This window comes from Mycobacterium sp. SMC-19 (assembly GCF_045310815.1).
Taxonomy (GTDB): domain Bacteria; phylum Actinomycetota; class Actinomycetes; order Mycobacteriales; family Mycobacteriaceae; genus Mycobacterium.
In genome coordinates, this window is the sequence record NZ_JBJIAM010000002.1 from 590,471 (window position 1) to 610,807 (window position 20,337).

The following is a 20,337-nucleotide window of genomic DNA, read 5'->3' on the forward strand; positions in this document are numbered from 1 at the left end:
GCCACCGCCCCCGAAGCGCCGTCGCGCGTAGAATTCGGTCCAATGTCTGGCCACGAGTTCGCGGTGCCCTGGGGGCGGCACCCATTGGTGTCGCAACTCTCGGCGCTGAATCACTTCCGCGCCTTCGTCGACGTCGCCGTCGTCGTGGTGGTACTGGCGCTCGCCAATTTGATCGCCCACTTCACCACCCCGTGGGCCGCGGTTGCCACTGTCCCGGCCACCGCGGTCGGCTTGATCGCCCTGGTCCGCTACAACGGCCTGAGCTGGAGCGAGCTGGGCCTGGGCCGCGCGCATTGGAAGGCCGGCTTTGGCTACGCGCTGGCCGCGGTAGTGGTCGTGGTGTCGGTGATCGCGATCGGCGTGATGCTGCCGGTGACCCGGCCGATGTTCTTGAACAACCACTACGCCACGGTTTCCGGTGCGCTGGTGGCATCGATGGTCGTCATCCCGCTGCAGACCGTGATCCCCGAGGAGTTGGCGTTTCGCGGTGCGCTGCACGGCGCACTGCACCGGGCCTGGGGGTTTCGTGGGGTGGCCGCGGCCGGCTCGCTGTTGTTCGGCCTGTGGCATGTCGCCACCTCCCTGGGTCTGACCAGCAGCAACGTCGGATTCACCCGCATTCTTGGGGGCGGGTTCTTCGGCATGCTGGCCGGCGTGACGCTCGCGGTGCTGGCCACCGGGGCCGCGGGTTTCGTGTTCAGCTGGTTGCGGCGGCGCAGCGGCAGCCTGATCGCGCCCATCGCGCTGCACTGGTCGCTCAATGGCGTCGGGGCGCTGGCGGCCGCACTGGTGTGGCAGGTGTCTGGCTGAGCCCCGGCGGTTCAGCGAGGCTCGACGAAGGAGAGCCGAAGCTGGGACCGCCGCATGAACCCCGCATAGCGCCCCGGTTCAGACCAACAGCACTGCCGCACCGGCGATCCGGCCCGCAGCCAGGTCCGCCAGGGCCCGGTCCGCCTCGCCCAGCGAGTACACCGGCGTGGTCACGTCGATGTGGTGCGCGGCGGCGAAGTCGAGGAAAGCGTGGGCATCCGCGCGAGTGTTGGACGTGACCGACCGGATCTGACGCTCACGGAACAGGTGACGCTGGTAGTTCAGCGGTGGGATGTCGCTGAGATGGATGCCGGCAATGGCCAGGGTTCCGCCGGCGTCCAGTGCCTGACAGGCGGGCAGCACCAGCTCGCCGACCGGCGCGAACAGGATCGCGGAGTCCAGCGGCACCGGTGGCGGATCCGCGGCTCCCTGGGCCGAGGCAACGCCCAGCTCCAGAGCCAGTCCCCGCGCACGTTCACCGCGGGTCATCACGTGTACCTCGGCGCCGCTGGCGAGGGCGACCTGCGCGGTGATGTGCGCACTGCCCCCGAACCCGTAGATCCCCAGCCGCCCACCCGGGGGCAGGTCGGCTCGCTGCAAGGACCGGTAGCCGATGATGCCCGCGCACAGCAACGGCGCCAACTCGGTGTCGCTGTAGCCGCCGGGCAGGCGCAGCGCGAAAGCCGCTGGCACGGTGGCGAATTCGGCATAGCCGCCATCGTCATCCCAGCCGGTGTAGCGCGACTGCGGGCAGAGGTTCTCGTCGCCTCGCCGGCAGTAGCGACATGTTCCGCAGGTGTGTCGTAGCCAGGCGATTCCGACCCGGTCCCCCACCGCGAACTCGTCACCGACCTCGGCACCGACCTCGACGACTTCGGCGACCACCTCGTGGCCGGGGATCACACCGGTCCGGTGTACGGGAAGGTCTCCTTCGGCGACGTGCAGGTCGGTGCGGCACACGCCGCAGGCATGCACGGCCACCAGCAGTTCCGTGGGCTGCGGTCGCGGCACCGCGGTGCTGACCCGCTCGAGTGGTCGGTTGGCTATCGGGCCGGGCCGTTGGACACGCCATCCCGCCATCGACACACCGGCCATCTGCGACGCCATAGACCTATGGTGCGCGTTCGAGAGCCGGGACGGCTACCTGCGGCGAGCCAGTCCGACGACCCACAGCAAGATGATGGCCCCGCCCAGCGAGACGAAGAAGGTGAACCACCTGCGGCCGTGCTCAACGTCGACACCGAGCCAGCCGAGCAGCATGCCGCCGATGAATCCGCCGATCACCCCGATCACGACGTTGAGCAGGATCCCCGATCCGCCGCGCTTCATGATGCGGTTCGCCAACCAGCCGGCGACGCCGCCGATCAGGACATACGCCAGCCAGCTGACCGACGTCGGCGTGGACAGTGCAGCAGCGAGGTAGCTTCCGGCCATGGGCGTGATCAGCGGGGTTTACGCAGCAGGTGCCGGGGCCGGGGCCGGGGCGGGGGCCGGGGCGGGCGCGGGTGCCGGAGCGGGCGCCGGTGCCGGGATTCCCGGAATGCCCGGCGCCGGTGCGGGCGCTGCTTCCGCGGGGGGCGCGCCCAGCGGCCGGATGGACTCGGCCAGCGCGATCGCCGCGTTGGTGTCCACCGGATTGTTGGCCGTGCCCAGCCACACCACGAACCACCGCTCGGCCTGCGGGCCGGTGCCCTCGGCCGGCGGCACACCGATCACGCCGCTCCAGATCTGGCCGACCGGCTTGGCCGGGTCGGTGAACTTGACCTCGTAGTACGACGCGCTGCCGGTCAGGCCGCCCCCGGTGAGAGGCGCGTTCACCTGGTTGGCGCGGGTTCCCGGGTAGGGCATGAAGAACTCGCCCATGTCCGATCCGAGGCGGGTCGCGGCCTTGGCGTTGTCCGCCTCAGCGCTGGCGTACAGCCGCTGGTCGAGCTTGCCGAGCACGATCCTGGTGTCGTTGGCCACCGGCGCCGGTTGCCCCGGCAGCATCGGCTCGCCGGTCTTCTTGCTCAACAGCGACGAACCGTATTCAAGGTGGCTGGTGTCGGACTGCACCCAGCCGCCCGGCAGCACGAAACTGAACCCGCCCGCGACGTCGTCGACGCGGCCCACCTCGGGAGCGGCGGGCTCGGCGGGCGGAGCCGGGGCGTTCGGGTCGGCTGCCGGGGCATCCGCGGAGGCCGGGGGTGCGGGGGGCGGCGGCGGCACCGGGTCCGCGTATACCGGCGCCGCAACGGCGAACGCCAACGCACCGGCGACCGCGGTCGCGGCCATCGCCCGAATTCCCCTGGAGGTCAGGTCCACCTGCTTCATGGCAGAAAAACCTACCGCGTTGCCATCGCTACGCAAGTTACGCCGTGCCGAGGTGTGTCGCGCGCAGCGTCACTTCCTGGGCTTTGACCCCCAGCCAGACCGTCTCCCCCGGCGTCAGGCGCAGTTCCGCCGCCGCGTCTGCGGTGATGTCTGCCGCCAGTCCCGGCGCACCGTCGGGCTGGTCCACACCGCGCACCTGAACCGTGCTGCCGCGTACCGCGAGTTCGGCCACGGTCACCGCCAGGAGATTGCGCGGACTGCCGTGGCGCGGCGGCTCCCGGTACACCGCCACCGCCTGAGGTGTGCTGACCGCGACTGCCGGCCGGCCCGCGCTCACACCGTCATCGGCGGTCCCGTACCACTTGTCCCCCCACCCGGTGCGCAGTACGCCATCGCCGTCAAGGACCCCCGCCACCAGATTGAATCCGGCGATCTGTGCCCCGAACCGACTACGTGGCGCGGCCAATACATCTGCGGTGCGACCGATCTCAGCGACCCGGCCGGACTCCAGCACCAGCACCCGGTCAGCCAACGCGAATACGTCGAGGAGGTCGTGGGTGACCAGCACGGTGGTGCGACCGGCCGCACTGAGCACGTCGCGAAGCACGGTGCGTACCGCGGCCGCCGCTCCCACGTCGAGCCCGGCCAGTGGCTCGTCGAGCAACAGCACCTCCGGTTCGGCGGCCAGCGCACGCGCGATCGCGACCCGCTGCGCCTGCCCTCCCGAGAGCCGCCGCGGCCGCCGCTCGGCCAGCCCCTCGGCGTCGACCGCGCGCAACCACGGCGCCGCGACCGCCCGAGCGTGCCCCCGGCGCCGGTCGAGGCGACGCCCGCGCCCCGACCCGAACGCCACATTGGCCGCCACATTCAGATGCGGGAAAAGCAGCGGATCCTGCAGCAGCAACCCGACCCGGCGCTCGCAGGTGGCCACCTGCACCCCGGCCCGGGTGTCGGTCAGCACCCGATCACCCGTGCGAACCAGTCCTTCATCGGGCCGCAGCAGACCCGCGATCACATGCAGCAGGGTGGACTTGCCGGCGCCGTTCGCCCCTAAGACCGCCAACACTTCGCCCGGCGCAACGCTGAACCGCACGTCCAAGCCGCGCTGCGCCATCACCGCCACCACGCTGAGCCCCCCGGACTCGGCGGTCATCTGATCCCGCCCAGTCGCCGAACGCCCAGTCCCAGCACCACCACTGCGGCGACAGCCACCAGCAACAGCGACATCGCCGCCGCGGCGTCGGCATCCGACACTCGCTGTAGATAGATGGCCAACGGCAACGTCCGGGTGACGCCTTCAAGGGAGCCGGCGAAAGTCAGCGTCGCCCCGAATTCCCCGAGGGAGCGCGCGAATGCCAGCACCGCTCCCGAGATCAGGCCCGGAGTCAGCAGCGGCAGCGTGACCCGCCACCACACCGCGCTGGGCCGGGCACCCAGCGTGGCCGCCACCGTCTCGTAGTCGGCGCCGGCGGTCCGCGCCGCGCCTTCCAGGGCGATCACCAGAAACGGCAGCGACACGAATGTCTGTGCCAGCACCACCGCGGTGGTGGTGAACGCGATATGGATTCCGGCGGCCTCCAGATAGCGTCCCAGCAATCCGAGCCGGCCGAATGCGTACAGCAGGGCAATTCCACCCACCACCGGTGGCAGGACCAGCGGCAACAGCACCAGCGGCCGTAGCAGGCGCACCACCCGCGCATGGCTGCGCGCCAGCACCAACGCCATCGGCACGCCGAGCAGCAGACACAGCACCGTGCTGGCCGCGGCGGTGCGCAGGCTCAGTCCCAGCGCAGTGGTGGCCGACGGACTGCTGATCAGCGACCAGAAATGTGGCCAGTCGACTTTGGTTGCAATCCCCACCAGCGGCAACACCACGAACGCCGCACCGATCGCGGCGGGTACATAGACCCAGCCCGGCAGGTGATCAGGCCGGCCGACCACGGCGGGTCAGGGCTTACCGAAACCGGCCGCGTGCAGCACCTTGCGCCCCGCCTCACCGGTGACCAGATCGACGAACGCGCGGGCCGGCCCGGGCGACGGCGCTTCCCGCAGCAGCACGATCGGGTAGGTGTTGACCGCGCCGGCAGCCTCGGGGAACTCGATGGTGGCCACCTTGTCTCCGGCGTGTTGCGCATCTGTGCGATAAACCACACCGGCATCGGCCTGGCCGGTGGTGACCTTGTTGAGGACGTCGGTGACGTCGGGTTCCTCGCTGACCGGTGTGACCGTGACTCCGGTGGCCTCTTCGACTTTCTGGGTCGCCGCGCCGCACGGGACCGGCGATTGACACACCACCACGGCGAGTCCGGGTTCGGCGAGATCGGCGAAGGAGCGCACCCGGTGCGGGTTGCCGGGGGCCGTCACGATCACCAGCGTGTTCGTGGCGAACGGCACCGCCGCGCCGTCCAGCAGGCCGGCCTGCGCGACCTTGTCCATCTGGGTGGTGTTGGCCGAGGCGAAGACGTCGGCGCGCGCCCCTTGCGTCAGTTGGGTGGCCAGGTCTGACGATCCGGCGAAGTTGAAGGCCACCGCCACGCCGGGATTGTCGGTTTTGAACTGCTCGGCGATCTCGGTGAACGCCGGCTCCAGTGATGCCGCCGCGAACACCGTGATCGTCGGCGTCGCCGGCCCGGAGCTACAGCCGGCCAGTCCCGTCGCCAGCATGACCGCCACTGCGCCGCAGACCGCCTGGGTACGCCCCATGGTCAGGCAGCCTAGCGGCGATCGCAAGCGCTGCGAAGCAGCGCGCCGCGGGTCGACGCCGTCAACACAGCGGCGATCGCAAGCGCTGCGAAGCAGCGCGCAGCGGGCCGGCGCGGGGCGCACCCCGGACCGTGGCCGGATCGTGTCTGTGCCGAGTTCCGCCCCATCCCCGAAAACCGGCTACCGTCCAGTAACATAGCTTCCAACACGAGGAGGATCTACCGATGGATGTGCTGGTCACCGGTGGTGACACCGACCTGGGTCGCACGATTGCCGAGGGTTTCAGCGAGGCCGGGCACAAGGTGACGCTCGCCGGCCTGCGGGGCCCCGAGCTCGAGGTCGCCGCCAAAGAACTCGACGCCAACGCGGTCGTCTGCGACAACACCGACCCGACAAGCATGCTGGCTGCCCGCGGACTGTTTCCGCACCACCTCGACACCATCGTCAACGTCCCGGCACCACGTTGGCAGGGCGGCGACCCCCGCGGCTACACGCTGGCCGACCAGGCCACCGCTTGGCGCAGCGCGCTCGACGCCACCGTGCTCTCGGCGGTGCTGACCGTCGGGACCATCGGCGACCACCTGCGCTCGGGCGGCTCGATCATCTCGGTGCTGCCGGACAACCCCGGCGACGGCAGTGCCGACGCGGCGGTCAAGGCCGCCTTGTCGAACTGGACCGCCGGACAGGCCACCACCTTCGGCACCCGCGGGATCACCGTCAACGTGGTAGCCGCCGGCGAAGGCGCCCGCCCGGGCTACGACGGGCTGACCCGCGTGCCGCCCACCGGGGCCGCTGAAATCGCCCGTCTCGCGGTGTTTTTGACCTCGCCGGCTGCCCGGCACATCACCGGCCAGACGCTGCACGTCGGTCACGGAGCGCTGGCCTGCTTCGGCTGACTGTGACGGGAGTGGCTAATCCCACAACCACTGGATGCGGTGACCGCCTTTTAGGTCGACTAGCGTATTGGGGGAACGCAGTCACCGTCGAGGAGCAACCGGATTCCCATGAGCGCCCAGCCTGAAGTCACTGCGCAGCAGAGCCGACGCCACCAGGTCGTCATCATCGGCTCGGGATTCGGTGGGTTGACCGCGGCGAAGAAGCTCAAGCGGGCCGACGTCGACGTCAAGCTGATCGCCCGTACCACCCACCACCTGTTCCAGCCGCTGCTGTACCAAGTTGCGACGGGCATCCTGTCCGAGGGCGAGATCGCACCGTCCACCCGTGTCGTGCTGCGCAAGCAGCGCAACGCCCAGGTGCTGCTCGGCGACGTCACACGCATCGACCTGGCCGGCAAGTTCGTCACCTCCGAGGTGCTCGGCCACACCTACGACACCCCGTTCGACAGCTTGATCATCGCGGCCGGCGCCGGGCAGTCCTACTTCGGCAACGACCAGTTCGCCGAGTTCGCGCCCGGCATGAAGACCATCGATGACGCCCTGGAGTTGCGGGGTCGCATCCTGAGCGCCTTCGAGCAGGCCGAGCGGTCCCGAGACGAGGCCCGGCGGGAGAAGCTGCTGACCTTCACCGTGGTCGGCGCGGGCCCCACCGGTGTCGAAATGGCCGGGCAGATCGCCGAATTGGCCAATTACACACTCAAGGGCGCGTTCCGCAACATCGACTCGACCAAGGCGCGGGTCATCCTGCTCGATGCCGCTCCGGCCGTGCTGCCGCCGATGGGCGAGAAGCTGGGTGCCAAGGCAGCCGAGCGGCTGCAGAAGATGGGCGTGGAGATCCAGCTCGGCGCCATGGTCACCGATGTCGACCGCAACGGGCTGACCGTCAAGGACGCCGACGGCAAGATCCGGCGGATCGAGTCCCAGTGCAAGGTGTGGTCCGCCGGTGTGTCGGCCAGCCCGCTGGGCCGTGATCTCGCCGAGCAGTCTGACGTGGAGCTCGACCGCGCCGGGCGGGTCAAGGTGTTGCCGGACCTGTCCGTGCCGGGTCACCCGAACGTCTTCGTGGTCGGCGATATGGCGGCCGTCGACGGTGTCCCCGGTATGGCGCAGGGCGCCATCCAGGGCGCCAAGCACGCCGCCAGCACCATCAAGGCCGAGCTCGGCGGCGCCGACCCGGCCGACCGGGAGCCCTTCCAGTACCTGGACAAGGGTTCGATGGCCACCGTGTCCCGGTTCTCCGCGGTCACCAAGATCGGGCCGCTGGAGTTCAGCGGTTTCCTGGCCTGGCTGGCCTGGTTGGGGCTGCACCTGATCTACCTGGTCGGGTTCAAGAACAAGATCAGCACCCTGCTGTCGTGGAACGTGACCTTCCTGAGCACCCGGCGCGGACAGCTCACCATCACCGAGCAGCAGGCCTTCGCCAGAACCCGGCTGGAACAGCTCGAAGTGCTGGCGGCCGAGGCACAGCGCGGTGCGGAGCGCGCGGTCAGCTAGCGACGGTCCGCCGCCATCGGCCGGCCTAATCCGACAGGTTCTGCAACCGGACCTGGCCGCGGGCGAGCATCCGCTGGTCGGCGTCGGTGATCGTCACCAACCACAACTGCTGGCGTCGGCCGCGATGGATGGGGGTGGACGCCGCGTAGACGGTTCCGGACGAGACCGCCCGCAGGAAATCGGTGTTGTTGTTGACCCCGACCACGGTGCCGGCCGCGTCACCGCCGTCGCGGTGGAGCCAGGTGTGCGCCGAAACGCTGGCCACGCTTTCGATGATCGAGCAGTACACGCCGCCGTGCACGATGCCCGCCGGCTGGCAGAGTTTGGGCTGCAGCTCCAGCTGGGCATGCGCGCCGTCCGGGCCGATCTCGGTGTAGACCAGGCCGATCTCTTTGTCGAAGGGCGCAGAGAAATCGGACGGAACTCCGGTGGCAGCCATGTGATGGTTTTACACGATGCCCGCCCGGCCGATCCGTTCCCCTCACACCGGGGTCGCAGCAGACCCTCAGCTTCTGATACGACGCCCGGTAGTAATTAAGGGTAGGCTTGCTCCGTTGCCCGGGGAGTTGATAACAAACATGGCGAAACAGACCCATTTAGGGGACTTGGAACGTGCGGTGATGGACCATCTGTGGTCGTCGCCGGAGTCTCAGACGGTGCGCGAGGTCCACGAAGCGCTGTCAGTGCAACGCGACCTGGCCTACACGACCGTGATGACGGTCCTGCAGCGACTGGCCAAGAAGAATCTGGTGTCGCAGATTCGCGACGACCGCGCGCACCGCTACACACCGGTCCGGGGCCGCGACGAACTGGTCGCCGGGCTGATGGTGGAAGCACTCGATCAGGCTGCTGACTCCGGTGACCGCCGGGCTGCACTGGTGCATTTCGTCGAACGGGTCGGTGTCGACGAGGCCGATGCGTTGCGGCGTGCACTGGACGAACTCGAGGCCAAACACCGCATTCGGCTGCCAGGTAGCGGCCGACCCGCTTCCTGAGGGAGACTAACAGCGTGTCCGCGCTGGCCTTTTCCATCGTCGCGCTGTTGCTCGTAGGGCCGGTCCCCGCCCTACTGGCGCGCGCCGACTGGCCGCTACGCGCCCCCCGGGCCGCGCTGGTGCTCTGGCAGGCCATCGCGATCGCCGCTGTGCTGTCGGCGTTCAGCGCGGGCCTGGCCACCGCGAGCCGCCTGCTGATGCCGGGCCCGGACGGCCGACCCACCTCAACGATCCTCGGCTCACTGGACCGCCTGGGTTGGGGGCTGTGGACCTTCTACGTCGCGGTCTTCGCCTTGACCCTGATGGTCGGGCTGCGCCTCACGTGGACGGTGTTGCGGGTCGCGATCCGCACCCGGCAGCGCCGGGCCCACCACCGCATGCTCGTCGACCTGGTGGGTGTCACCGACCGCCCGCCCGCCGTGCGCACCAGCGGCCTGCGGATTCTGCAGGTGATGCAGCCGCTCGCCTACTGCCTGCCCGGGGTGCGAAGCCGGGTGGTGGTCAGTTCGGGCACGCTGCACGCGCTCGGTGACACCGAGTTGGCGGCGCTGTTGTGCCATGAACGAGCTCATCTGCGCGCCCGACATGACCTCGTGCTGGAGGCCTTCTCGGCCGTGCACACCGCGTTCCCCTGGTTCGTGCGCAGCGCCAGCGCCCTGGACGCGGTGCGGCTGTTGATCGAACTGCTCGCCGACGACGCGGCCGTGCGGGTGGCCGGCGCCCCTCCCCTGGCCCGCGCCCTGGTGACCTGTGCCTCAAGCAAAGTCCCCACCGGCGCGCTGGCGGCCGGCGGCACCAACACGGTGCTGCGCGTGCAACGGCTGTCGGGGCGGGGCAACAGCCCGGCGCTGGCCGCCGCCGCCTATTCGGCCGCGGCCGGGGTGCTGACGGTACCCACGGTGGCGCTCGCGGTACCGTGGCTGACCGAGCTGCATCGACTGATCGCGGGGTAACCCGCGCCACCCGGCCTGCCGGGATCGAATCACCTACCACCGAGAGGCGAATACATGAGCGCGTCGGAAGTTGTTGGCACCGCCCAGATCGGCGTGACCGGACTGGCAGTCATGGGATCCAACATCGCGCGCAACTTCGCCCGCCATGGCTACACCGTGGCACTGCACAACCGGTCGGTCGCCAAAACCGACGCGCTGCTCGACGCATACGGCTCCGACGGAAATTTCGTGCGCAGCGAATCGATTCCGGAATTCCTTGCCGCACTTGAGAAGCCGCGGCGCGTGCTGATCATGGTCAAGGCCGGTGACCCGACCGACGCCGTGATCAACGAACTCGCCGACGCGATGGAGCCCGGCGACATCATCATCGACGGCGGCAACGCGCTCTACACCGACACCATCCGCCGGGAGAAGGCGATGGCCGCGCGCGGCCTGCACTTCGTGGGGGCGGGTATCTCCGGCGGTGAGGAGGGCGCGCTGAACGGGCCGTCGATCATGCCGGGCGGCCCCAAGAAGTCCTACGAGTCACTGGGCCCGCTGCTGGAGGAGATCTCCGCCCACGTCGACGGGGTGCCCTGCTGCACCCACATCGGGCCGGACGGCGCGGGACACTTCGTGAAGATGGTGCACAACGGCATCGAGTACTCCGACATGCAGCTGATCGGTGAGGCCTACCAGCTGCTGCGCGACGGTCTTGGGCTCTCGGCGCCGCAGATCGCCGACGTATTCACCGAGTGGAACGCCGGGGAGCTGGACAGCTACCTGGTGGAGATCACCGCCGAGGTGCTGCGACAGGTCGACGCCAAGACCGGCCAGCCGCTGGTCGACATCATCGTCGACGAAGCCGAGCAGAAGGGCACCGGACGCTGGACCGTGAAGTCCGCTCTGGACCTGGGGGTTCCGGTCACCGGCATCGCCGAGGCGGTGTTCGCCCGGGCGCTGTCGGGCTCGGTCCCGCAGCGGCGCGCCGCGGCGGGACTGGCCGCCGGGGCCCTCGGCGAGCGGCCCTCGGACGCGGCCCGATTCACCGAGGACGTCCGCCAGGCCCTGTACGCCTCCAAAATCGTCGCGTACGCGCAGGGCTTCAACCAGATTCAGGCCGGCAGCGCCGAGTACGGCTGGAACGTCACCCCGGGAGACCTGGCGACGATCTGGCGGGGCGGCTGCATCATTCGCGCGAAGTTCCTCAACCGCATCAAAGAGGCCTTCGACACCGACCCCGACCTGGTGAGCCTGCTCGCCGCGCCGTATTTCCGCAGCGCAGTCGAGGCCGCCATCGACTCCTGGCGTCGAGTGGTGACCACGGCGATCAGCCTGGGTATTCCGGCCCCCGGTTTCTCCTCGGCCCTGGCCTACTACGACGGGCTGCGGACCGAGCGGCTGCCGGCCGCCCTGACCCAGGCCCAGCGCGACTTCTTCGGCGCCCACAGCTACGGCCGGGTGGACGCGGAAGGCAAGTACCACACGCTGTGGAGCGCCGACCGCAGCGAAGTGCCGGTCTAGGGGCCTAAACCAAGAGGCGCAGTACGGCGTCGGTGAAGGCCTGCGGGTCCTCGACCTGTGGGTAATGCCCCAACCCGGGCAGCTCGACGACGTCGGCTGACGGGCGCAGCTGCCGCAGGCCGTCCAGCACATTGGTGGTGGCCACCGGATCGCCCAGCCCCCACACGAAGCCCAGCGGCTTGGGCCAGTCGCGCACCGCGCCGTGCCAGCGCTGGGCATACCGCACCCGTTCGTCGAGATAGGCGGAGAGCAGGTGTGCAATCCGGTTTCCGCCGTTGTGGGTCAGCATGGCCCACTGTGCGGCGGCCTCATCAGCGGTCAGCGGATGATCCGGGCTGAACAGCCGGCCGAAGCCGCGAATGAAGCTGCGCCGGTTGGTCAGTCGGGCGGCGACGCCACCGAGCGGGCCGCGCAGTATCTTCTGGATCGGCCGCAGGCTGGCCCGCTCCAAGATCACGCTGCCGTTGGTCAGCACCGCGCGTGCCAGGTCGAAGGTCAGGTTGCCCTCAAGGTCGCGCGCCAACAGTTCGGTGGCCACCGAGGTGCCCATGTCGTGGGCGGCCAACACCACCGGACCCGTTGTTCTCGATGCCACCACCTGCTCCACCAGGTCGGCCTGCTCGAACAGGCTGTAGCGATGCGGACGCGGCTTGTCCGACAAGCCGAACCCGAGGAAATCCATCGTCAGCCAGGACCGACCGGAAAGCCGGGCCACGACCGACCGGAAATCATAGGAGCAGGACGGAAAGCCGTGCAGCAGAAGGATGGTCGGCCCATCCCCCACGCCTGACCGCACAAACACCCGGCCTGCGCCGGTAGGCACCCACCCGCCGCCGTCATGCCACTCGCTGACACTGCTTCGCCACGCCGTATTCGTCATCGCGGTCATTGTGCGCTGCGCCTCAGATCAACGCCAGCAGATCGGCAAGTGCCGAGCCGCTCGCGTCGGCCGCCCCGAGGTTCGCCAACGCATCGGTGATGTCGTTGAACACCGCCTCGGGGAATCCCAGGAACGTCGCGCTGATGTCGTGCAGTCCGGTCTGCAGCGCGTCACCGATCGTGGTGGTGTCACCGCCGAGCAGGGCCTGGTAGAGGTTCCACGCGGCTACCTGCGGTGTGGTGATCAGATCCCGCACGTCCATGATCAGCTTCGTCAGCAGCCCCGGGTCCTCGGGGACGGCGATCCCGTTCCAGCTGACCAGCGTCCAGCCGTCGGTGGGGTTGCCTTCGATCTGCACAATGCCGGTGTTGGGCAACATCGGTGATCCGTCGTCGTTGGCGAACATGGTCTGCAGCGTCAACGGCAGCAGCAGTGAGATGTCGGGGTTCTTGACGTTGAGCGCCACCCAGGCGGCGATGTCGGCTTCGTTGTTGAAGGCCACCGCGGTGATGTCGCCGTTGTCGCTGACGACCGGATTGGCCATCGCGGCGCTGTACATGGCGTTGACGGCGCCGGTGAAGTTCTGGTTCATCACCACCCCGTTGGGGTCCTCGACCGAGCCGGGGATGGGCGCCAGCACCAGTCCGAACAGCGTCCACAGCATCGGCGTGAACTGGTAGAGGAAGCCGGACAGGCTGGCGATCGGTTGGCCGGCGTAGATGCCGCTGTCGATCTCGTTGAGCCCGGACAGGATCTGCGTCGTCATGTGCTCCAGGTCGGCGAACGGCGCAGCGGTGTCCATGTCTCTGATGGCTTGTCCGGAGAAGATCCCCGCGACGTGGTCGCCGAGTTCGTCGTGAAGCTTGTTCGCCACGGCCTGCGCCTGCTGCACGCCGAGATCGCTGAGCGGCGGACCGGGATGGTCTGGTGAAGGGGTGATGACATCGTTGAACGGCGGCATTCGCTGCCCGTGCCGCACGATATCGATGACGATGTCTTGGGCCTCGCCGCTGGTGAGCGTAATGCCGGAGACCGCGCCACCGGGTTGCGCCGGCGGGACGACGGCTATGACACCGGCTCCGACGAGGGCGACACCGGCGGCAATCGGAGAGATCGAAGATATCTGCATGGCGGCTACCTCCTAACCGAGATTTCCGATGGCGTCGACGATGTCGGTGAACACCGATCCGGGGAACTGGACCAGTGCCGAGCCGACGTCGTCGAAGCCGGTCTGCATCGCATTCATGATCGTCGTGGGATCGCCGCCGAGGATGGCCTCCCAGGTGTGCCAGAGCGCCGCTTGCGCCGGCAGCATCACGTCGCGCACGTCGACGAACAGCGCGCTCAGCAGATCCGGATTCTCCGCGATGGCGTGCCCGTCCCAGCTGACCAGCTTCCAGCCGTCGGTGGGGTTGCCCTCGACTTCGACGACGGCGGTGTTGGGCAGGAAAATGGTTGTCTGGCCGTTCGGGACACTGTTTGCCTCTTTGATGAGGTTCAGGAAGAACGGCAGGTCGGGGTTGTCGACGTTCTGCATCACCCATGTGAAGATCGATGCTGTGCTGGTGAACGCGACATCGGTGACCTGGCCGTTGTCGCTGATGACGTCGCTGTTGGCCAGTGCGTGGTCATACATTGTTTGAACACCGTCGTCGAATCTTTCACCCATGACGATCCCGTTCGCGTCGTGCGAGCCCGGGGCTGACAGCAGTGCCAACCCCAGCGGCGCTCCCAACGTCCAGCCGCCCACGGTCAGAAAGCCCAGGCGGCCGCCGAGGCTTTCGATGGGATCGAGCGCGTAGATTCCGCTGTCAACCTCGTCGAGTTGGGGCAATAACTGTGGGGTCATGCCCACCAGCTCAGCGAACGGCGCGGCGGTTTCCGTCACCCGGAGACCCTGCCCGGTGAAGAGGCCGGCGACCTGGCCGAGTTCGCTGTAGAGCTGGTTCCCGACATCGGACGCCTGTTCCTGTCCGAGTTCGCTGAGCGGAGCCCCGGGATGATCCGGGGAGGGGGTGAGCATGTTTTCGTACGGCGAGATCATCTCTGCGTGCCGCACGAAGTCGATAACGATGTCTTGGGCGGTGAGCTGGATGTCGAATGCGGCCGCGGCCGCCGGTGGCGACGACGCCGCGACCGGGACGACGGCGATGCCACCGGCCAGCGCGGCGCTGGCGGTGAGGGACAGAACGTGGCTTGCCTGCATGGCGCCTACCTCTTTTGGAGTTATCGAATTCAGCAATGTTTCAGCTATTTCTCAGTTTGGGCAGCGCTATTCAGTCGCAAGCGAGCTAACTGCAATAGGGCCAGATCATCACGCAGTCGACTGCGGGTTCTTCAGTTGCCGTGCCTGCGCCGTCCACGATCACGTTCGATGCTGCGCAAGAGCGCTTCGTATCTCGCTCTGCACCCCAAGGGGTTACGCCGCTTCGGCGTCGGAGATCGTCAATCGAACCGGAAGGTCGAAGCTCGCCGATCTGCTCGTCAGCAGATAGCCCCGTCAAATTACCTGTGCTGCAATCCAAGACAGAGCACCAAACCGAGCCTTCGCGGCCGATTTCGAGTCGGATTGGGCGGGTTACGATCCCCGGTTGCGCCACTGCCGGTGCAGTTTGCGCTGCAGGTATCCCTCGACGGTGCATTCCCGCCGCTCCAGCCTCGCTTCGATCGCCTGTCGGCGGACGCCACGACCGACCACCGGGGGGACGCAAGAAGCCGCAACCGGGGCCGCGGTGGCGGCGCCTCGCTGGTTGCAGCTAACTGTCATCTCCGCTCCCTTAAAAGTCTCCATGAGTTTAACCGACTAACCTGCTGTGAGGAAGATCAATTTTTCATTCGGTTGATATCGCGTCAGGTGGTGTCCGTCGTCATGCTGGCGGTAGCGTGGCTGACCGGGCCGAAACGGATCCGGCCGGTGCGTGGTGAAGGCCGGCTCATGACATGTGGAGGCGAACAGATGGGCTCTTCGGAACCCGACAGACCGGTGGTGGTCGCCCAATGAGGTTCGTCAGCGGATACGACCCCACCCATGACCTGACCTATAACGACGTCTTCATCGTCCCCAACCGCTCGGCCGTCGACTCACGCCTGGACGTCGATCTGGCCACCCGCGACGGGTCGGGCACCACGATCCCGGTGGTGGTGGCCAATATGACCGCGGTAGCAGGCCGGCGGATGGCCGAGACGGTTGCTCGGCGTGGCGGGATCGTGGTGCTGCCCCAGGATCTGCCGATCGATGCCGCGAGGCACACCGTGGCGTTCGTGAAGAGTCGAGACCTGGTCGCCGACACCCCCGTCGTCCTGTCCCCCGAGGATTCGGTGTCCGACGCGATGGCCTTGATCACCAAACGCGCGCACGGCGTCGCGGTGGTGCTGGTCGACGGCCGGCCCACCGGGTTGGTCACCAAGGCGTGCTGCGAGGGCGTGGATCGCTTCACCCGGGTCCGCGATGTCGCGGTGGCCGAGCTGATCAGCGCGCCCGTCGGCACCGATGCGCGCACGGTGTTCGATCTGCTGGAGCACTCGCCCGTCGATGTCGCGGTGCTGACCAATCCCGACGGCACCCTGGCCGGCGTCGTGACCCGCACCGGCGCGATCAGGGCCGGGATCTACACCCCCGCCACTGACGCGGAGGGACGGTTGCGCATAGCCGCCGCGGTGGGTATCACCGGCGATGTCACGGCCCGGGCCGCCGCCCTGCTGTCGGCCGGGGTGGACCTGCTGGTCATCGACACCGCCCACGGACACCAGGAAAAGGCCCTACAAGCCATCCGCGCGGTCGCGGCGCTGCATCCCGGCGTGCCCGTTGTGGCCGGCAACGTGGTGTCGGCCGACGGCACCCGCGACCTGATCGCCGCGGGGGCCGACATCGTCAAGGTCGGCGTCGGCCCGGGCGCCATGTGCACCACTCGGATGATGACCGGAGTGGGCCGCCCCCAGTTCTCCGCCGTCCTCGAATGTGCTGCCGCGGCGCGCGAACTGGGCGCCCACGTGTGGGCCGACGGTGGAGTACGCCATCCCCGAGACGTCGCGTTGGCCCTGGCCGCCGGGGCGTCGAACGTGATGATCGGCTCCTGGTTCGCCGGGACCTACGAGTCCCCCGGCGATCTGATGTTCGACCGCGACGACAGGCCGTACAAGGAAAGCTACGGAATGGCGTCCAAACGCGCGGTGGCCGCACGTACCGCCGCTGACAGTGCGTTCGACCGCGCCCGCAAAGCACTCTTCGAGGAAGGCATCTCGAAGTCGCGGATGGCCCTGGACCCCGAACGCGGCGGCGTCGAGGATCTGCTGGACCACATCACCTCAGGCCTCCGCAGCACCTGCACCTACGTCGGAGCCGCCGACCTGGCGCAGCTGCATCACCGAGTGGTGGTTGGGGTGCAGTCGGCTGCCGGATTCGCCGAGGGCCATCCGCTACCGTTCGGCTGGTGAGACCCACACGGCGATGAGTATCCGATGAGCCTGGTAGTCACAGTGGCCAGCCTGCTGGCGTTCGCGGTCCTGACCCTGGGCACCGCGGTGTTCGTGGCCGCCGAGTTCTCCCTGACCACCCTGGAACGCAGTGTCGTGGAGGCCAACGCCCACCGCGGCGGCCGTCGCGACGCCTACATCCAAGACGCCCACCGCACGTTGTCCTTTCAACTGTCCGGCGCCCAACTGGGCATCTCGATAACAACGCTGGCGACGGGCTATCTGGCCGAACCGGTGCTGGCCCGCTGGCTGCGCCTTCCGCTGGCGGCGGTGGGCCTGCCCGAGCGGATGACTGCCGGCGTTGCGCTGTTCCTCGCCCTGGTGATCGCGACGTCGTTGTCGATGGTCTTCGGCGAGTTGGTGCCCAAGAACCTGGCCCTGGCGCGCCCGCTGCCGATCGCCCGCGCGGTGGCCGGGCCGCAACTGCTGTTCTCCCGACTGTTCGCGATCGCGATCAGGGTGACCAACGGGACGGCAAACCGCATCCTGCGTCGGTTCGGGATCGAGCCCGCCGACCGGCTGGCCTCGGCGCGCTCGGCGCGCGAACTGGCGTCGCTGGTCCGCAATTCGGCGCGCAGCGGTGCCCTCGACCCGACAACCGCCGCTTTGGTGGAGGGTTCGCTGCGATTCGGTGCCCTGACCGCCGCCGAGCTGATGACGCCGCGGTCCAAGATCGTGAGCCTGCAGGCCGGCGACACCGTCGCCGATCTGGCCGCGGTCGCCATCGACACCGGTTTCTCCAAGTTTCCGGTGGTCGACGGCGATCTGGACGCCACCGTCGGCATCGTTCACGTCAAGCAAGTGTTCGCGGTCGCCGTCGCCGATCGCGCATCCACCCGGGTCACGGCCGTGGCCCAACCGGTTGCGGTGGTGCCCTCTACCCTCGACGGCGACGCCGTGATGGAACAGATCCGGGCCAACGGACAGCAGGCTGCCATGGTGGTCGACGAATACGGCGGCACCGCCGGGATGGTGACCGTCGAAGACCTCATCGAGGAGATCGTCGGTGATGTCCGCGACGAACACGACGACGCCACTCCCGACGTGGTGGCCTCCGGCGGCGGTTGGCAGGTATCGGGCCTGCTGCGCATCGACGAAGTGGCCGCCGCCACCGGCTACCGCGCACCGGAGGGCTCCTACGAAACCATCGGCGGACTGGTGTTGCAGGAACTCGGCCACATCCCGGCCGCCGGGGAGACCGTCGAGCTGACCGCGTTCGACCCCGACGAGCTCTCCACGCACCCACCACGCTGGCTGGCCCGGGTGGTCCGGATGGACGGCCGGCGCATCGATCTGCTGGAACTCACCCGGCTGGGGGCAGGCGATGGCTGATCTGTTCAACATCGCACTGACCGTGCTGCTGATCGCGGCGAACGCCTTCTTCGTCGCCGCCGAGTTCTCGCTGATCTCAGCACGACGCGACCGGCTCGAGGCGCTGGCCGAACAGGGCAGGCAAAGTGCGGTTACGGTGATCCGGGCCGGTGAGCAGCTGTCCCGAATGCTGGCCGGAGCACAATTGGGCGTCACGGTGTGCTCGATCCTGCTCGGCCGCATCGGTGAGCCGACTGTCGCCGACCTGCTTGCGCCCGCGTTTCGGCTGGCCGGAATCCCGGATCCGCTGCTGCACACGGTGGCGTTCGTCGTCGCGTTGACGATCGTGGTGGCGCTGCATCTGCTGTTGGGCGAGATGGTGCCCAAGAACATCGCCCTGGCGGGCCCGGAGACGGCGGCGATGCTGCTGATCCCGCCCTACCTGGTCTACATGGCCGCTGCCCGGCCGTTCATCGTGTTCTACAACTGGTGCGCCAACGTCACTCTGCGCGCCATGCGGGTGGAGCCCAAGGACGAGCTGGAGATCACGGTGTCCACCGTCGAGTTGAGCGAGATGATCGCCGAGTCGGTCTCGGCGGGTCTGCTCGACCTCGAGGAATACACCCGGTTGACCCGCGCCCTGCAGATCCGCACCCGGGTGGTCGCCGATGTCGCGCTGCCGATCGGCGACATTCGCGCCGTGCCGGTGGCGAGCGCCGGACGCGGCCCGACCGTGGCCGCGATCGAAAAGGCCTTCGCTCAGACCGGTTACTCCCGGTTCCCGGTCGTCGACCAGGACGAATTCGTCGGCTACCTGCACATCAAGGATGTGCTGTTGCTCGGCGAGACCTCCACCGGGTTAGGCGCCGCTGCGGACGCCGTTGTCGACGTCGCCGCGGTACGGCCCCTGCCGCGTATCCCCGCCTCCCTGCCGCTGGCCGATGCCTTGTCACGGCTGCGGCGTCTCAACAGCCATCTGGCTTTGGCGGTCGCCGAGGACGGTACAGCGGTGGCGATGGTGACCCTCGAAGATATGGTCGAGGACGTCGTGGGCACCGTGCGCGACGGGACGCACCGTGTTTGACCTGGCGGAACGGATTCTGGACGGCGTGCGGTGGCAGCCCCGGGCCGCGGCGTACCGGCAGCGACTCAAGGACTTCCTGGCCCCGCAGCTGCGCCGGATCGCTGACGGCGACCCGGTGCCGAAATTCCTGTTCAGCTATTACAGCCTGCGGCCGGCACAGTTGCGCAGCTGGAATCCCGGTTTCGGCGTGACGCTCGCCGGGCCGGAGGCATTGCGCCACTATGGCGGACGGCGCGGCTACGCGGTACGCGGCGGCCAGGTCGGCGTCGCCGAGGAATACCTGCGTGAGCGAGTCGACACCGTGACGTTCGTCGCAGGGCTGTTACGCGCCACCGCTGCGCGGCCGGCTCAGCTGAACTGCTTCGGCCTGCACGAGTGGGCGATGGTGTTTCAGGGCGACAGCGTGCGCCACGGTCATGTACCGCTGCGACTGAGTGCTGCCGAAACCGACGCGGTGGTCGAGTCAATTCCGCTGCGCTGCACCCACTTCGACGCCTTCCGTTTCTTCACTCCCGCCGCGGTGCCCCGCAATGCCGGGGCGCCGAGCCGGGCCACCCAAATCGCTTGGGAGCAGCCGGGTTGCCTGCACGCCAACATGGACCTCTACAAGTGGTGCTACAAGCTGGGACCGCTGATCGACTCCGAACTACTCCTCGCCTGCCTTCAGCTGGCCGCGTCGGCGCGCGAGCTCGACATGCGCGCCAGCCCCTATGACCTGAGCGACTACGGTTACGCACCGATCACCATCGAAAACGCGGCCGGCCGTGCCGAATACGTCCGCCGCCAAAGCGAGATCGCACAGCGCGCCACGCCGCTGCGGGCGGCTCTGCTGGACCGGTGTGACCTGCTGACAGAATTCGCCGGATGCGAATAGCCTCGCGACCTGCCGGTAAGGTGGTAGATCGGCTATGAGGGAGGAAAT

Annotated in this window: 20 protein-coding genes; 10 read left to right on the forward strand and 10 right to left on the reverse strand. The window is 68.4% G+C overall.

Translation table 11 applies throughout. The annotated features are described in order from the left end of the window. The first annotated feature begins 42 nt into the window (after positions 1-42). Complete coding sequence (locus ACJH5R_RS06920; protein WP_406757136.1) at positions 43-810, forward strand: lysostaphin resistance A-like protein; 768 nt, start codon at positions 43-45, stop codon at positions 808-810. Between the two features lie 78 nt (positions 811-888). Here the strand turns inward: ACJH5R_RS06920 and ACJH5R_RS06925 are convergent, their stop codons facing one another. Genes ACJH5R_RS06925 through modA form a run of 6 tightly spaced genes read right to left on the reverse strand, consistent with a single transcriptional unit; the run spans position 889 to position 5,826 of the window. Further along, positions 889-1,917, reverse strand: coding sequence for a zinc-binding alcohol dehydrogenase family protein (locus ACJH5R_RS06925; RefSeq protein ID WP_406757137.1), 1,029 nt, complete (start codon positions 1,915-1,917; stop codon positions 889-891). Positions 1,918-1,950: 33 nt separating this feature from the next. Further along, the gene (locus ACJH5R_RS06930) at positions 1,951-2,244 is read right to left on the reverse strand and encodes a GlsB/YeaQ/YmgE family stress response membrane protein (RefSeq protein ID WP_406757138.1); all 294 of its coding nucleotides are present in this window, start codon (positions 2,242-2,244) and stop codon (positions 1,951-1,953) included. Between the two features lie 18 nt (positions 2,245-2,262). Beyond that, the gene (locus ACJH5R_RS06935) at positions 2,263-3,123 is read right to left on the reverse strand and encodes an alanine and proline-rich secreted protein Apa (RefSeq protein ID WP_406757139.1); all 861 of its coding nucleotides are present in this window, start codon (positions 3,121-3,123) and stop codon (positions 2,263-2,265) included. Between the two features lie 37 nt (positions 3,124-3,160). Then, entirely contained in the window at positions 3,161-4,276 is a 1,116-nt protein-coding gene (locus tag ACJH5R_RS06940) for a sulfate/molybdate ABC transporter ATP-binding protein (protein WP_406757140.1), read from the reverse strand. Further along, the gene (locus ACJH5R_RS06945) at positions 4,273-5,064 is read right to left on the reverse strand and encodes an ABC transporter permease (RefSeq protein WP_406757141.1); all 792 of its coding nucleotides are present in this window, start codon (positions 5,062-5,064) and stop codon (positions 4,273-4,275) included. Before ACJH5R_RS06945 ends, ACJH5R_RS06940 begins: the two co-directional genes overlap by 4 nt. 6 nt (positions 5,065-5,070) lie before the next feature. Further along, positions 5,071-5,826 carry a molybdate ABC transporter substrate-binding protein gene (modA, locus tag ACJH5R_RS06950; protein ID WP_406757142.1) on the reverse strand — a complete coding sequence of 252 codons (756 nt, stop codon included), beginning with the start codon at positions 5,824-5,826 and terminating at the stop codon, positions 5,071-5,073. Between the two features lie 224 nt (positions 5,827-6,050). Between modA and ACJH5R_RS06955 the strand changes: the two genes are divergently transcribed. Further along, positions 6,051-6,722: an SDR family oxidoreductase gene (locus tag ACJH5R_RS06955; protein ID WP_406781546.1), complete on the forward strand. Its 672-nt coding sequence runs from the start codon at positions 6,051-6,053 to the stop codon at positions 6,720-6,722. 108 nt (positions 6,723-6,830) lie between these two features. After that, positions 6,831-8,216: an NAD(P)/FAD-dependent oxidoreductase gene (locus ACJH5R_RS06960; protein ID WP_406757144.1), complete on the forward strand. Its 1,386-nt coding sequence runs from the start codon at positions 6,831-6,833 to the stop codon at positions 8,214-8,216. A gap of 25 nt (positions 8,217-8,241) precedes the next feature. Here the strand turns inward: ACJH5R_RS06960 and ACJH5R_RS06965 are convergent, their stop codons facing one another. Further along, positions 8,242-8,655, reverse strand: a complete 414-nt coding sequence (locus ACJH5R_RS06965; protein ID WP_406757145.1) for a PaaI family thioesterase — start codon at positions 8,653-8,655, stop codon at positions 8,242-8,244. Positions 8,656-8,794: 139 nt separating this feature from the next. On the opposite strand from ACJH5R_RS06965, the gene ACJH5R_RS06970 reads away from it, so the two are divergent. The 3 genes from ACJH5R_RS06970 to gndA are packed head-to-tail and all read left to right on the forward strand — an operon-like array spanning position 8,795 to position 11,667. Beyond that, complete coding sequence (locus tag ACJH5R_RS06970) at positions 8,795-9,211, forward strand: BlaI/MecI/CopY family transcriptional regulator (protein ID WP_406757146.1); 417 nt, start codon at positions 8,795-8,797, stop codon at positions 9,209-9,211. A 14-nt stretch (positions 9,212-9,225) separates the two neighbouring features. Further along, complete coding sequence (locus ACJH5R_RS06975) at positions 9,226-10,164, forward strand: M56 family metallopeptidase (protein WP_406757147.1); 939 nt, start codon at positions 9,226-9,228, stop codon at positions 10,162-10,164. Between the two features lie 54 nt (positions 10,165-10,218). Then, positions 10,219-11,667, forward strand: coding sequence for an NADP-dependent phosphogluconate dehydrogenase (gndA, locus tag ACJH5R_RS06980; RefSeq protein WP_406757148.1), 1,449 nt, complete (start codon positions 10,219-10,221; stop codon positions 11,665-11,667). 4 nt (positions 11,668-11,671) lie between these two features. Here gndA and ACJH5R_RS06985 read toward each other — a convergent pair whose 3' ends face one another. From ACJH5R_RS06985 to ACJH5R_RS06995, 3 genes are read right to left on the reverse strand one after another with little or no spacing between them, the layout of a single operon-like run. Further along, positions 11,672-12,547, reverse strand: coding sequence for an alpha/beta fold hydrolase (locus ACJH5R_RS06985; protein ID WP_406757149.1), 876 nt, complete (start codon positions 12,545-12,547; stop codon positions 11,672-11,674). Positions 12,548-12,569: 22 nt separating this feature from the next. After that, positions 12,570-13,676 (reverse strand): histidine phosphatase family protein, encoded by a 1,107-nt coding sequence (locus ACJH5R_RS06990; RefSeq protein ID WP_406781547.1) that lies wholly within the window; start codon positions 13,674-13,676, stop codon positions 12,570-12,572. A 12-nt stretch (positions 13,677-13,688) separates the two neighbouring features. Then, positions 13,689-14,753 (reverse strand): histidine phosphatase family protein, encoded by a 1,065-nt coding sequence (locus tag ACJH5R_RS06995; protein WP_406757151.1) that lies wholly within the window; start codon positions 14,751-14,753, stop codon positions 13,689-13,691. 791 nt (positions 14,754-15,544) lie between these two features. Here ACJH5R_RS06995 and ACJH5R_RS07000 point away from each other — a divergent pair. From ACJH5R_RS07000 to ACJH5R_RS07015, 4 genes are read left to right on the forward strand one after another with little or no spacing between them, the layout of a single operon-like run. Continuing rightward, positions 15,545-16,981, forward strand: coding sequence for a GuaB1 family IMP dehydrogenase-related protein (locus tag ACJH5R_RS07000; RefSeq protein ID WP_406781548.1), 1,437 nt, complete (start codon positions 15,545-15,547; stop codon positions 16,979-16,981). Positions 16,982-17,005: 24 nt separating this feature from the next. Continuing rightward, a complete protein-coding gene (locus ACJH5R_RS07005; RefSeq protein WP_406781549.1) occupies positions 17,006-18,352 on the forward strand; it encodes a hemolysin family protein in 1,347 nt (448 codons plus the stop codon). Next, on the forward strand, positions 18,345-19,415 hold the full coding sequence (locus ACJH5R_RS07010) for a hemolysin family protein (RefSeq protein ID WP_406781550.1): 1,071 nt from the start codon (positions 18,345-18,347) through the stop codon (positions 19,413-19,415). The genes ACJH5R_RS07005 and ACJH5R_RS07010 overlap by 8 nt, the downstream gene beginning before the upstream one ends. Further along, on the forward strand, positions 19,408-20,289 hold the full coding sequence (locus ACJH5R_RS07015; protein WP_406781551.1) for a 3-methyladenine DNA glycosylase: 882 nt from the start codon (positions 19,408-19,410) through the stop codon (positions 20,287-20,289). The genes ACJH5R_RS07010 and ACJH5R_RS07015 overlap by 8 nt, the downstream gene beginning before the upstream one ends. The last annotated feature ends 48 nt before the right edge of the window (positions 20,290-20,337 follow it).